Below are 13181 nucleotides of genomic sequence, written 5' to 3' on the forward strand. Positions count from 1 at the left end.
TACCAATGTTTCCACTGTCTACTTATGTAGCGTTACATGCCTTAGCCCTTAATATGAAAATCGGAATCATATCACATCTCAAACACCCCATACGTCCGCCATTTGCCGGCGGTTTAGAAGTTTTTACTCATCAGATTACGAATGCGCTTCAATCGGGAGGTCATGACGTCACTTTGTTTGCCAGCTCATCTTCCGATCCTTCCCTGCCACTCGTGCCTATACTGAGTGATGATTATTACGACGACCTGACCGGTTACAGGAAAAAAAGAAAAGATCTGCCTTCAGAGTATATTGCCGAGCACCATGCCTATTTCAGGCTGATGTCCGAAATTGACCATTATGGCTTTGATGTGATTTTTAATAACAGCCTGCATTACGTGCCCATCACCATGGCCTCCGTGATCCACACGCCAATGGTGACCGTACTGCACACCCCGCCATTTTATGAACTGGAACTGGCCATTGCCGCCGAACGTAAAAACCCGGTAATCAATTACATTACCGTTTCCGGTAAAAGTGCTGAAAACTGGAAAAGCCTGGTTCACCATTGCCACGTCATCATGAACGGAATCAATATATCTGAATGGGCATTTCGCGCTGAACCCGAAACTGACCGCTATGCAATCTGGTTTGGAAGGATCCACCCTGATAAAGGCCTGCACCTTGCTATCGACGCAGCAAGAAAAGCCAATATCCCGCTCAGGATTGCAGGAGGTATTGCCGATGAAAAGTACTATAAACAAAAAATCCAGCCCCTGATTGGCCCTGACCTTGTGTTTCTTGGGCTTCTTGATCAGCGCGCACTCAACCTGGAAATTGGTGGTGCAGCCATTTGCCTGATTACGCCATGCTGGGAGGAACCTTTCGGATTTGTCGCGGCCGAAGCAATGGCATGTGGTACTCCTATCGCGGGTTTTAAAATGGGGGCTTTACCTGAAATTGTCGCACCCCATACAGGTATACTGACAGACGCCGGAAATACAGCGCAGCTTTCACAAGCGATATTGGCCGCTGAAAAGCTTGACCGCCAGCAAATCCGGGATTATGCAGTACAAAAATTCAGCTTCGATCACATGGTTGCCAGCTACGAGGAATTTCTGGAATACGCAGCAAATAAAAACAACAAACTTATTGATCACCTATGAACATCGACGCAACTGCTCCGGTAACCAAATTTAACCAGGAATACTTCCACGCTACACTAACAAAAATTGCGCAGCTCGCCAGCGCTACTGAGCATAGTACATTAGGTCCCGTTCAGGAATTTGAAATGCTACGAAACTGTGGCGCTCTTGAAGTGGTACTTCCTGGCGGTGCCCTAGACTTCAACAAACCCGACATGCCAGCCTTGCTTAAATTGTTGAAAGATGTAGGAAAAGCTAACTTATCTGTCGGAAGGATATTTGAAGGCCATATCAATACCCTATATCTTATTCATCTGTACGCGAGCACTCAACAACAGGAGAAATGGTATGATGGGGTAAAAGAAAAAGGCGATTTGTTTGGCATCTGGAATACACAGGGTAAAGATGGCATTCAAGTTTACAGCAGTAGTGATTCCTTTACAATCAGCGGAAATAAAACCTTCTGTTCCGGTGCATCTTTGGTCAGCAAGGCACTCATTACAGGCAACATCGAAACACCGGAAAGAGCTGGATGGCAAATGCTGATTGTGGATATGGAAAAGATTGGTAAAGAAAATATAGATGCGGAAAGCTGGAAACCACTCGGAATGAAGGCATCCGGGAGCTATCAGATAAACTTTACAGGCTATACTTTTCAGGGATCTGATTTTTTGGGGCAACCTGGAATTTATCTTAACCAGCCGCATTTCAGTGGCGGTGCCATACGTTTTGCTGCGGTGCAACTAGGCGGTGCAGAAGCCATTATGGAAGGTACCATTGACTATCTAAAAACACTTAACCGCACCGATGATCCATTTCAACAACTTCGGATTTCCAATATCTGTTCCGAAATCACCAGTGGCCGACTTTGGTTAAAGCAATCAGGGAAATACTATGATGAGTGGGTGGATGATGACACACGAAAAGATGATCTGATTGCCTTTGCAAATATGACAAGAGTAAACATCGAGGAAAGCTGCCTAAAGATTATGGAAGAAAGTAACCGTTGCGTTGGTGCAAGGGGCCTGATGGCGCCTTATTCTTTAGAAAGGATTTTCCGCGACCTCAGTTTCTACCTCCGGCAACCCGCTCCCGATGCCACACGCCTCAAAATTGCTGAGTTTTTTATACAAAACCCCGGAGGCTTCCATGATTAATAAATTCGAAAAAACAAAGTTCTGGTCTTCGGCAGTTCCTTTACATGCCGAAAGACTCAAAAAGTTAAATTGTTGCCTCATCATGGTGCCACACCCCGACGATGAGTCCCTGGCATGTGCAGGGTTGATTTCCAAACTAATTGAAAACGGTACTCAGGTGCATATAATTTTAACTACCGATGGAAGCCGGTCACACCCCAATTCAAAAAAATATCCTGCAGCCAAACTCAGTCAGCTGAGGCGGGACGAACTTGAAAAAGCACTCGGGTTATTAAAAGTCGACTTGAATCATCTTCGCTGTTACCAAGCGCAAGACTCATTGATGCCCACAAAAGGTGTAGAAGGCTTTGATGACCTCGTCGGTATTTTAGTGGATGACCTTAAACGGATTCAGCCCGACCTCATTCTACTCCCCTATGAGCTAGATCCACATTGCGACCATAGGGCTACCCATCAACTTCTGATCTCCTCCCTGGAAAAGGCAGCAATCGCCCGTCCGGTTTTATGGGAATATCCGATATGGTTATATGAACATGCCGCGCCATCAGATATCCCTGTACTTGAAAAAGGGGAACTTTTAGCCCTTGATGTTACTGAATACTCAGCGCTTAAGGCGAGATGCATTGCCGCACACGTTTCGCAAACCACTACATTCATTGATGACGACCCCGATGGTTTCATTCTTTTGCCTGAAGTGATTGACAATTTCACCCGGGGAATGGAATATTTTATGGAACGGAAAAAGATCAACCCCAGCGCTACCTTAAAAGAAACCTATTTCGAAAACATGTATCAAAGGGATACCGATCCCTGGGATTTCGAGGAGAGTGTGTATGAAAACCTGAAGTATCGGGCAACGATTGCAGCGATACCGCAAAGAGTTTACAAAAATGCCCTGGAAATCGGTTGTTCAATCGGTGTACTCACCAAAATGCTCGCTCCCCTTTGCGAGAAGCTAATTGCAATGGACCTAAGCATTACCGCTCTTGAAAGCGCAGAAAAAAGATTATCCGATTACGTGCAGGTGACTTTCCTAAAAGGCGGAATTCCTCAGGATTTTCCCGATGGTGATTTTGACCTTGTTGTTATGAGTGAAGTGGGTTACTATCTGAGTAAAACCGATCTGCAACACACGAAAAAACAAATAATAAAATCGCTCCAAACCAATGGAGTACTAATCCTCGTTCATTGGACACATTTTGTAGCAGATTATCCGCTTACCGGAGATGAGGTACACGACTTGTTCCTTGATTCGGGTCTTTCCCATCGTCACTCATCCTGTACTGCCGACTATCGTATGGATGTATATCAAAACCAATAAATATGTCGTTTACCATTGCATTTTACGTCCATCACCACGGCTCCGGCCACCTGATGAGAACCCTCCAGATCATTAAATCGTTAAGCGATTATAGGATTATATTGATGGGAAGCGGATTGGAAAAAACACCTGAATCTGATCATTTTGAACTGATCCATTTACCCCTGGATTATGGGGAAACACCACTTACGGAAACTACCAGTGCCCTGCCAGAAGGCGTCCATTACGCACCGCTAGGACTTTCAGGAATTCGAAAAAGGACCGCAATGATGGCGCATATTTTCGAACAGCACTATCCTTTGTTACTTGTAGTCGACGTATCAGTTGAGGTAACACTCTTAGCCCGGTTGTCGGGTATCCCAACCATCGTGATCAGGCAACACGGCCAACGCGATGATTTGCCGCATATGATGGCGTACCAAAGTGCTGAAGTATTGTTGGCCCCTTTTCCCGAAGCAATGTATGACCAACCTTTGGACACTATGCTTAACAAAACAGTTTTCACAGGAGGTTTTTCGAGATTCTCTTCTCGGCCAAAGGTCAGGAATGTTGTTAAAAACAGCATCGCCATTTTGGTAGGAAAAGGAGGAAGTTCAATTGATGAATCGCTGGTTTCTGAGATTTCCAGCCAGGCAACAGACTATACTTTGCACGTCATTGGCTGTTCCGGTACAAAAAACATAAATAGTAATGTTTACTGGCACGGCCACATCGAAGATCCTTTTGAGCTGCTATCATCATGCGAGCTGATTATTGGAAATACCGGACATAATACGGTGATGGAAACAGCATCCCTGAATAAGCGGTTTATCGGAATTCCTGAGGTGCGGCCATTTAACGAACAGGTAGAAAAAGCGCTTTCCATTACCGGGAGAACAGGCATAGAGATTGTATATCCGGCTGATCTGGCTAGTCAAAACTGGAACGAAATAATCCAACGACTTCTGTTACAATTACCTGATTGGCAAGGCATAACAGATGATGAAGCACTCGATAAAGCGGCCACAGTTATCATTTCCACCGGAAAACGGCTTTTTGAAAACTAGACTTTTAATGCATTTGCAATTTCACTGGAAGATGGGTGTTTTAAAATCTTTAGCTCATTACTGTTCCATTGTATTAAGGTGCGCTTTTCGAAAGCATTGAGCCAGCCTTCCATCGGCCAGATTCGCCATTTGTCAAAAAATATCTTTGCATTTTGTACGATATCTTCAAAATGATTCAAAGGTGGACTAAATTGCTCATGGTATTGATGGTAGGCTAAGGCAGGAATACTGTTCATCCCAATTGCTATCTTTCTGGCGGTAAAGGCAAAATCAGTATCTTCCGCACCATAACCCGTAAAGGATTCATCGAAGCCACCAATCCTGGCGAAGTCTAATTTGTAACACGCGAAGTTGAGCGACCAGAATAATTCATGAGGCAATTCCTTCAGACCATCCCTCACCGGATCAACAGTACTTAACTTGTCCAGTTGCAGGTTGAACTCCCTTTGATCTACTGCCCCCCTCATCAGATAACGAACTACACCGTTGGTAAGCATACCTCTAACTGCTCCAGATAAATAGGTAGCAACTAAATCCTGTGCCGGAATACAGTCAACATCCAGAAAGATCAGTAAATCTCCCAATGCATTGTTGGCTGCAATATTTCTCGCTGCAGCCAGCGGAAGTTCATGTTCATGTTTAAGCAAAACCTGTTTGACCGGGAATGGAGTTTTGGGAAGTATACGCGCACATTCATTGATCAGTACAATAATCAGTTCATCAGGAAAAACACTATTCGCTAACAGGCCTGCAATCATGTTCTCAAGTGCCTTTGCCCTCCCCTTTACCAGTGTAAGTACAGATACCTTTAGGCCCATAGCGCAGTTGCAGTCTGATCAACAGACATGGGTTTTGACATAACAGCAAGGCCTGAAAAATACGACCTTAATTCCCTGATAGAATCCGAAATGGGTTGCAGAGGCATTAATTTGGTTAAACGTACCATTAAAACGGATTCAATTTCTTCCCACACCGCTTCAAAATAATGTCCCTGATTTAGCCAGGCACACACTGCGTCCAATTCAAATCCCATTTTAAATGCCAGCGCATTAGTTTCCAATGTCATCTCTCGTCCTGCCTTTACTGCCTTCCATAATAACCTGAATTCATTTTTTAACCTCAGTTTCAGATGCAGGCAGTCAAACGATTCCACCATCTGGTGCTCACACCTTTTGGTCATTTCCTTCCAGTATTGCAATTGCACAGAAAAACCAAAATCAACTCTACCCTTCAGCCTTGCTGATGTGTAGATAATTACTTTAGGCGAATGTCTGATTTTCGCATCTATCCGCTTTAGCGCCTTTCTAAACTCCTCATCCTCCAGAAACGGTATAGCCGGAATGCGGCCTGCCCTTTCATATATTTCACAGGTTACCGCAAGGCTTGGGCCATAGCACTGGAAATGCCGCGGCCATGGATTGCTCTCGCAGGGATCCAACTCCGACTCCAGCCTGGTTTGTAAAAAACGATAGCCTACATCTTTTAAATGATGGCGCTTTGCCAGTGTTGGCGTACCTTGCGGGATAATTCTACCGCCAACTACATCTACCCCTTTTTCCATTTCGTATAAGATCTGATGAACCCACTGCTGATCCACATTGCTATCTGCATCTGTAGATACAATAATGCCCCTTGGCCCGGCAGTCTTTAACAGCCGTTCATAAGCTGCATCCATTAACAGGCGTCTCACCGTACCAATATTCGCATGTTCAGCACTAATCTGAACAGCTTCTACGAAAAGGTTAAAGTTTGGATATTGCTTTTGATAGTGTTTGCAGATTTCGAATGTGCTGTCTGTGCAGTTGTTTGCCAAAACCAATACCTCGTAAATGTGTTGTGCAATGGCATTTCCCGAATCGTCAACCTGCAGGCGTAAGGCGTCCAAAGTACCAGTGATAAAATCGGCTTCATCTTTTGCCGGAACAATTATTGATAAACGAAGAAATGGGTTTGGGGTATGCAGAAATAAACTGTGGTATTGATCAGTTAGGCCTGGGATCATAAGCTTCTTTATTCTTAGTTATATAAAGAGAACATGCGTTTCAGACAAAAGTTCTGAAAAATTTAGGTATAAACCATTGGTGCATTTTCAACTGCCGACATTGATTTTTTTTAAAATCCTCAAAACAATCGGCTTGGTGTTGGGTTCATTATCAGATACTCGAGGCGATCGGTCAGTATCCGGCCGGCCGGTTCAACTGCATATTACCCGTTTTTATTACTCCGTACCGTTTATCTATGAAAAAGCTCATCAAAGCGCTCCTGATCATTTTACTATTTTCCGTTTACTGTATTCTGGTGGTGGAGGCAGGCTTTGCGCAAACACCGGCTGCGCCTAAAGTCGACTCCGTAAAAACCATTCCCGATACACTTCTTTTCAGAATTCAAACTGCTCAATCGGCCATCACCGAGATTAATGCGGCAAATAAAAAAGGATATGCCCTTGATGAAACCTCACGCCGCATTGCAGATGTGCAAACTAATATTGAACCTCTTAGCCAGTCATTCTCCGCCAAAGGAGAACTCGAGAGTAAAAGCCTGTTAAGTTACGACCTCATCCTGCGGGATGCAGATGCCAAACTAAAAAGTATTACCGAGATACTGGTTAAAAACAGCAATGACCTTCAGCGAATGTCAAAACAGGTGCTCGATCTCAGCAGTGATTCATTGTTGAAACTATCCTCAGGAGACGAGCAACAGAAGCTCCTCTACCAGTCGCAAATTAACGACATCAAAGGCCGCTTACAGGATGCCGGGAAAGTTACGGGTGCAAACCTTGAACAAGTTAATAAGTTACTGGCCACAACTTCCTCACTGGGTATTGTGATCAGCAACCTCAGGGCACAAACTTCTGACAAGCTTGAACAATCGGGCCGACTGGCGTTAAGCAAGCGAAATCCCTATCTCTGGCAGGCACCACTGCGTACCCAGATTGGCGAGCCAACCGGAAATCTTATTATAGCCTCTTACCTCGGTCAGCAGCAAATTTTAAAGTATTTTATCAACTCTACATGGGATAACCGCCTCCTCGCCATCCTGCTTTCTGTAGCTTTTTTCATATGGGTACACCGCAATTTCAGGGCAGCAAAAAGAACATCAATCAAAAGAAAGATTGGCGAACTCAGCTTCGAATACATCCGCCCTTTTCCAGTTCTTGCCACACTCATCGTATTACTCAATATCACGCCCTTATTTGAGCCCGATGCCCCTTCCTTATATGTAGAACTTGTTGCATTATTGCTTTTGCTGTTGATGACCATTCACCTGTGGCGAACGCTGGAAAAAGTCCAGCTCCGTTTCTGGTTGCTCATCCTTGGCCTTTATGTGCTTTTAATCGCAGGAAATGCCGCTGTTGATGACGGGCTTCCTTTAAGATTATTGCTACTCTGCATCAATGTATTTTTCATTTACCTGGGCACTCAGCTTTACCGGAAAGTTACGTTTAAAGCTTTTTCCAAAAAGTATGTACGTTTGGTTATTGTTGCGCTTATTGGTTTAAATATACTTTCTATTATACTCAATATATTTGGTCGTGTAGATCTGGCCAAACTCTTAAGTGTAACTGGTGTTATCGGACTGATTCAGCTGATATCTCTTGCTGTGTTCGTTCAGATTATGCTTGATGCACTGGATCTGCAGATTAAAATCAGCTCCTGCAGCAATGGCATTTTCTCGAGAATCAATCATAGCAAATCCCGTTCGAAGTTTAAAAAGGCACTTTCTGTATTGTCTGTCATGCTATGGGTGATGGTATTTTTCATCAATCTCTCCATCTTAAATGGCATCTGGACTCTATTGAGCGACATGATGAAGAAACCAAGAGTATTCGGAAGCATTCATTTCAGCCTGGGAAATATCCTGTTTTTTGTAGCTATCATTTATGTGGCAAATAAACTGCAAAAACATGTCCCGCTACTGTTTGGGGAAGAGAAAATTACCTTTTCGGAAAATAGCGGACAAAAAGGTTCCAAAGTGGCACTGGCTCGACTCATAATTATCGTCATTGGGGTGCTGCTAGCTGTTATGGCTTCAGGATTGCCTATGGATAAACTCACCGTGGTATTAGGGGCATTTGGTGTCGGTATCGGCCTGGGTATGCAAAACATCGTAAACAACTTTGTTTCGGGAATTATCCTCATCTTCGAAAAGCCCTTCAGAATCGGCGATTATGTAGAACTTGCAGACAAGAAAGGTAAAGTGAGGGATATCGGTATCCGCTCCAGCAGATTACTGACGCCGCAGGGTTCTGAAGTAATCATTCCGAACGGAGACCTCCTATCCGGCCGCCTGGTTAACTGGACTTTAAGCAACGATTATATCAAAACCGAAATTATTTTTAAGGTGGCATCTGATACCAATTTAGATGAACTCAACAAAGTCATCGACGCAGTACTGGGATCGGCAGACGACGTAGTTAAAAATCTGAAACCTGAAATCCTTTTAAACAGCGTTACGGCCGATAGTATAGAAATTAAGGTTCTGGCCTGGATCAGCAATATTTACATTGAGGCAGAATTCAAAAATACTTTCTTTAGGAAACTGATTGTTTCCGCCCGCGATGCGCAGATTAAAGTGATGTAATTCTCGTTTTTTTTTACCTTTGAAACTTAAAGGAACTAATTTTCAGTCATGGATTTAAATGAATTCTCCACTCAACTGGCTATTCAACTCGCATCATTGTCTCCGGTTCAAAGAATTAGCTTTGGTCTGGATATCTGCAAACGCCTTTACCCCGATTATCTTGAATTTTTTCAGGAATATCAGTGGGGAGATCCGGAGGTGCTGAAGCGCTCAATTGATTATATCACCTATGCCATGAACGATGAGGTAGACGATCAATTGGTCAATGGCCTAATGGATGAGCTAGACCTGGTGATACCCGACACAGAGGAATTTGGTGATTTTTTAACCAGCTACGCCATCAATGCTGCCTGTGCAGTATGGGAGTTATTAGAATACCTGCTTGATCAGGATCAAACGCACCTGATGCACATCAGCAGCATGATCACTGACACCATTGATTTCAAACTCCAGGAAAAAGATAATACCCTAACGGCTGATGAACTTTCGAGCCACCCGACAATTATCGCGGAGTGGACATTGCAACTCGAACAAGCGAAATAAGCGGACGGGGCAAGATCCTTACAGATTCGGGAGTATGGAAACCTTCGATCGCCTTTTCAATCCTGTTTAAATCAGCAGATCAACAGCAGCCTGTATTCACCCTGCTTTTCAACAGGCGCTCTGTGCACGCAAGGCAATACTTTTTGCTCGGGATGATCGACAGCCAAACGCCATAAATGGCCTGTTTCCAGGTTAACAGGCACAGCCCCCGGTTTAAGGTGGTAATGCAGGTCGAAGAAAAAATCGTTAAGGAAATCTTCAAAATCTGTTTCTCCTCCATCATGTAAAGCTTTCAGTTTTTCACGGACTTCAGGAATCAACACTTTTTGTTCTACCTGATCATTCGGAATAATCTCGCTGGCAGCGCCATAATAGGTGCATAAAAAAGTATCTGTTGCAATGGGTGATCGGTCTACGTGAAAGGAATATACGTCAGTAGGGAAGAAATCAAGCTCTTCGTCGCGCTCATAACACTTCAGTAAATTTAATACAGGAGATGCTCCGAAGGCAGTTAGGCACTTCAAATCGTTCAGAATGATCTCCCTTGCGGTGTCTCCCGCTTCAGATAGTCGCAACGCCAGCATGTCGTCGGACGAAATCTCCATGATGTTTTCTGATAACTTAAACTTTGACACAATCTCTCCAAAATCTCCGTTAAGGCTTCTGTACCAGCATAGGGCATTCGTGTTGCCGTGAAAATCAGTATCTGCCAATTCAAAAAATGAGTTGACTACTCCGATCTGATTGTTACCGTAGAATTTATTGCTCATCGTTCAATATCACATTTTTCGACTCCTTCATCGCACTATAAAGGATAAGCAGTTTCACTTTTAGGTTCACTAAGCACAAAATAACTTTGCACAGTAGTGATGTTTGGCAATGTGGCCAGCTTATTGCGTAAAAATTCGTGGTAAGCATCCATATCCCTGGTAGCAATCCTGAGGATAAAATCATTCGCTCCAGTCATTTGCAGGCATTCCATTACCTCTGGAAACTTGGACACTTCAGTTTCAAATTCAATCAATGTACCTGCAGTATGTTCCCGCAACAATACATGTGAAAAAGCAATCAAACTTCTGTCTATTTTCTTTCTGTCCAGGATGGCCACGATTCGTTTAATGTAGCCTTGCTCCTTCAGCCGTCTGATCCTTTCATGAACGGTAGCGATTGACTTATGAAGTTTCAACGCAATTTCTTTATTAGTTAAGGATGCATCTTTCTGAAGCAATTTCAAAATCTCAATATCTACCTGATCTAAATCGCCCTGTGTCATAATGTTCAATTATAATTTCCAGCTAAATTAAACCATAAAACTGAAATACGATGCAAAATATCCCTTAAGCTAGCGGTTTTTTGAGATCCAAACGGAGACCACATAACAATCTTTTTTGATCCTGATAAAAGGTATACCTGAAACCAGGTTCGAATCATCCGGCTTCAATTCCAATAATTCTATTTCAATTCTTAAGGAAAAAACCTAAATTGGAAACTCCTGTTAATAGGACAACAATTATTACTTAATGATTTCCTTTCAGCCCCAGTCAACGCTATCTATACTCGACAACGATTTCTATAAATTTACCATGCAACAGGCGGTGGTAAGGCTTTTCCCTTCAGCCATGGCACGGTACCATTTCATCAACAGAGGAAAACATTCCTTTCCAGATGGATTTGGCGAGGCTTTAAAGGCAAGGATACAGCAGATGCAGTTCCTTCAGCTTAGCGCAGGAGAAAAACAATTCCTCCGTGAAAACTGTCCCTACCTTGATCCGCTGTATCTCGATTTTCTGGCAGGTTACCGATATGATCCAGCTGAGGTGACCATCAAACAGCATGGGGCAGATCTGGATATCCAGATTGAAGGACACTGGTACCGTAGCATTCTTTGGGAAGTGCCGGTAATGGCTTTGATTTGTGAACTCTTTTATGAAATGACCAGTGGCCAACGAATTCCTGATGAATTGCTGATTTCTCAAACCGCGGCAAAAGCTAAACAATTTCGCGTCCTGGGTGTCAATGTTGCTGAATTCGGCACCCGCCGCCGCCACAGCTATCATGTACAAAAACAGGTCATCGACACGTTCAGTCACGAAGGCGGAAACATGTTTGTTGGCACCAGCAATGTGCACCTGGCCATGCTTCATCAAACCCGGCCCATTGGTACCCATGCACATGAATGGTTTATGTATCATGCCGCAGTTTATGGATTCCCCCAGGCAAATGTTTCTGCCCTCCAGCATTGGGTTGATGTTTTCAGGGGCGATCTCGGCATAGCCCTATCCGATACCTATACCACCGATGTTTTCCTCACACATTTCGACAAAATGTTTTCCAAACTCTTTGACGGCGTTCGTCAGGATAGTGGTAACCCAATTGAATTTGCCGATAAAGTTATCGCCCACTACAACAAACTGGGGATAGACCCTCTAAGCAAAACCATCATTTTTTCTGATGGTCTGGATTATGAAAAAGTGGCCCGTATAACCGACTACTGTAACGGTAAGATTGGCTTTTCATTTGGGATCGGCACAAATCTAAGTAACGATGTCGGATTGATTCCGATGAATATTGTAGTAAAAATGACGGAGACCCGGCAAATGAACGGCCAATGGACACCAGTGGTTAAGCTATCAGACAGTCCGGAAAAAAATACCGGAGAGGCTGCAATGATCGAGGCTGCAAAGACGATATTAAAGATTAAAAATTAATAAAATAGTTGAATGGCAAGACACAATGGGAGAAATTCAAGCATGCTTTAAATGACTGCCAGCCAACCTATTTTAACGTTACACCGTTAATTTTGAGTTTAGTCCAGTTACCAGGGAATCCCTGCCCTTTTACATAACTAACAACATAGGCATGACCTTTCAGGTTAGGATGGTAAATCGCATCAAAGGAGAAGCTCATTTGGGTATTGGTTTTTTCAGTAATTGTAACCTCGTTATCAGTGTCATTTCCCTGTCCCGTAGTGAAAAACTTATCCCCTACTTTGCCATTAAAGTCAGCACGAACAACCTTTAAGTCAGGATATTTTGGGTCGCTGGCAATAAGTTTTCCCTGTTCATCAATTCGTAGGTAAGAAGTGCTTACCGCATCGCCGCCAATTAACGAATAGAATTTGTAGTAGAGCTTGCCGCTGATCACCAGGCTGTCTTTGATTTCTGTATAGTTCTGGTTGTTGGTGTACCATAGGTTGCCCACTTGCATAGGCAGGAAAGAATCGGAAGCTGAGGGTTGAACCGGATTACGGTCTTTTTTACAGCCTAGACTGATCATCATGGCAACAATGAGCATCAAGGTACAGGTTTTTAGAGCGATATCTTTCATAGATAGGTGGTTTTGCTTCATAAACGCATCATGCGAGCGGAACGCTACAGTCAGGCAAGATATATTTTTCAAATTGGTTCAA

The 13181-nt window shown here is 43.6% G+C and carries 12 protein-coding genes; 7 read left to right on the plus strand and 5 right to left on the minus strand.

Annotated elements, in window-relative coordinates; translation table 11 throughout:
• The first annotated feature begins 53 nt into the window (after window positions 1–53).
• From R2Q80_RS10605 to R2Q80_RS10620, 4 genes are read left to right on the plus strand one after another with little or no spacing between them, the layout of a single operon-like run.
• Entirely contained in the window at window positions 54–1145 is a 1092-nt protein-coding gene (locus R2Q80_RS10605; protein WP_316799575.1) for a glycosyltransferase family 4 protein, read from the plus strand.
• Entirely contained in the window at window positions 1142–2281 is a 1140-nt protein-coding gene (locus R2Q80_RS10610; protein WP_316799576.1) for an acyl-CoA dehydrogenase family protein, read from the plus strand. Before R2Q80_RS10605 ends, R2Q80_RS10610 begins: the two co-directional genes overlap by 4 nt.
• Complete coding sequence (locus tag R2Q80_RS10615; protein ID WP_316799577.1) at window positions 2274–3602, plus strand: bifunctional PIG-L family deacetylase/class I SAM-dependent methyltransferase; 1329 nt, start codon at window positions 2274–2276, stop codon at window positions 3600–3602. The genes R2Q80_RS10610 and R2Q80_RS10615 overlap by 8 nt, the downstream gene beginning before the upstream one ends.
• A gap of 2 nt (window positions 3603–3604) precedes the next feature.
• Window positions 3605–4648, plus strand: coding sequence for a glycosyltransferase (locus R2Q80_RS10620; protein ID WP_316799578.1), 1044 nt, complete (start codon window positions 3605–3607; stop codon window positions 4646–4648).
• On the opposite strand, the gene R2Q80_RS10625 is transcribed toward R2Q80_RS10620, so the two are convergent.
• Together R2Q80_RS10625 and R2Q80_RS10630 are read right to left on the minus strand one after the other, a co-directional pair.
• Window positions 4645–5466, minus strand: coding sequence for a galactosyltransferase-related protein (locus R2Q80_RS10625; RefSeq protein WP_316799579.1), 822 nt, complete (start codon window positions 5464–5466; stop codon window positions 4645–4647). The two genes, R2Q80_RS10620 and R2Q80_RS10625, sit on opposite strands and share 4 nt — an antisense overlap.
• Window positions 5457–6650, minus strand: a complete 1194-nt coding sequence (locus tag R2Q80_RS10630; RefSeq protein WP_316799580.1) for a glycosyltransferase — start codon at window positions 6648–6650, stop codon at window positions 5457–5459. Before R2Q80_RS10630 ends, R2Q80_RS10625 begins: the two co-directional genes overlap by 10 nt.
• Window positions 6651–6886: 236 nt before the next feature.
• Here R2Q80_RS10630 and R2Q80_RS10635 point away from each other — a divergent pair, with 236 nt between their 5' ends.
• Both R2Q80_RS10635 and R2Q80_RS10640 read left to right on the plus strand, forming a co-directional pair.
• Window positions 6887–9229 carry a mechanosensitive ion channel family protein gene (locus R2Q80_RS10635; protein WP_316799581.1) on the plus strand — a complete coding sequence of 781 codons (2343 nt, stop codon included), beginning with the start codon at window positions 6887–6889 and terminating at the stop codon, window positions 9227–9229.
• 48 nt (window positions 9230–9277) lie between these two features.
• Window positions 9278–9772, plus strand: coding sequence for a DUF416 family protein (locus R2Q80_RS10640; RefSeq protein ID WP_316799582.1), 495 nt, complete (start codon window positions 9278–9280; stop codon window positions 9770–9772).
• A 71-nt stretch (window positions 9773–9843) separates the two neighbouring features.
• Here R2Q80_RS10640 and R2Q80_RS10645 read toward each other — a convergent pair whose 3' ends face one another.
• Entirely contained in the window at window positions 9844–10542 is a 699-nt protein-coding gene (locus R2Q80_RS10645) for a DUF1826 domain-containing protein (protein WP_316799583.1), read from the minus strand.
• A 35-nt stretch (window positions 10543–10577) separates the two neighbouring features.
• A complete protein-coding gene (locus R2Q80_RS10650; RefSeq protein ID WP_316799584.1) occupies window positions 10578–11045 on the minus strand; it encodes an Lrp/AsnC family transcriptional regulator in 468 nt (155 codons plus the stop codon).
• Between the two features lie 247 nt (window positions 11046–11292).
• Between R2Q80_RS10650 and pncB the strand changes: the two genes are divergently transcribed.
• On the plus strand, window positions 11293–12480 hold the full coding sequence (pncB, locus tag R2Q80_RS10655) for a nicotinate phosphoribosyltransferase (protein ID WP_316799585.1): 1188 nt from the start codon (window positions 11293–11295) through the stop codon (window positions 12478–12480).
• A gap of 67 nt (window positions 12481–12547) precedes the next feature.
• Here pncB and R2Q80_RS10660 read toward each other — a convergent pair whose 3' ends face one another.
• The gene (locus R2Q80_RS10660; protein ID WP_316799586.1) at window positions 12548–13099 is read right to left on the minus strand and encodes a hypothetical protein; all 552 of its coding nucleotides are present in this window, start codon (window positions 13097–13099) and stop codon (window positions 12548–12550) included.
• Between the last annotated feature and the right edge of the window lie 82 nt (window positions 13100–13181).

The sequence above is a fragment of the Pedobacter frigidisoli genome (assembly GCF_032678525.1).
Classification (GTDB): Bacteria; Bacteroidota; Bacteroidia; order Sphingobacteriales; family Sphingobacteriaceae; genus Pedobacter; species Pedobacter frigidisoli_A.

What these genes read in the sequence shown, in the direction of transcription:
- R2Q80_RS10605 (WP_316799575.1), top strand. Translation starts at nt 54, where the DNA reads ATGAAAATCGGAATCATATCACATCTCAAACACCCCATACGTCCGCCA.
- R2Q80_RS10610 (WP_316799576.1), top strand. Translation starts at nt 1,142, where the DNA reads ATGAACATCGACGCAACTGCTCCGGTAACCAAATTTAACCAGGAATAC.
- R2Q80_RS10615 (WP_316799577.1), top strand. Translation starts at nt 2,274, where the DNA reads ATGATTAATAAATTCGAAAAAACAAAGTTCTGGTCTTCGGCAGTTCCT.
- R2Q80_RS10620 (WP_316799578.1), top strand. Translation starts at nt 3,605, where the DNA reads ATGTCGTTTACCATTGCATTTTACGTCCATCACCACGGCTCCGGCCAC.
- R2Q80_RS10625 (WP_316799579.1), bottom strand. Translation starts at nt 5,466, where the DNA reads ATGGGCCTAAAGGTATCTGTACTTACACTGGTAAAGGGGAGGGCAAAG.
- R2Q80_RS10630 (WP_316799580.1), bottom strand. Translation starts at nt 6,650, where the DNA reads ATGATCCCAGGCCTAACTGATCAATACCACAGTTTATTTCTGCATACC.
- R2Q80_RS10635 (WP_316799581.1), top strand. Translation starts at nt 6,887, where the DNA reads ATGAAAAAGCTCATCAAAGCGCTCCTGATCATTTTACTATTTTCCGTT.
- R2Q80_RS10640 (WP_316799582.1), top strand. Translation starts at nt 9,278, where the DNA reads ATGGATTTAAATGAATTCTCCACTCAACTGGCTATTCAACTCGCATCA.
- R2Q80_RS10645 (WP_316799583.1), bottom strand. Translation starts at nt 10,542, where the DNA reads ATGAGCAATAAATTCTACGGTAACAATCAGATCGGAGTAGTCAACTCA.
- R2Q80_RS10650 (WP_316799584.1), bottom strand. Translation starts at nt 11,045, where the DNA reads ATGACACAGGGCGATTTAGATCAGGTAGATATTGAGATTTTGAAATTG.
- pncB (WP_316799585.1), top strand. Translation starts at nt 11,293, where the DNA reads ATGATTTCCTTTCAGCCCCAGTCAACGCTATCTATACTCGACAACGAT.
- R2Q80_RS10660 (WP_316799586.1), bottom strand. Translation starts at nt 13,099, where the DNA reads ATGAAAGATATCGCTCTAAAAACCTGTACCTTGATGCTCATTGTTGCC.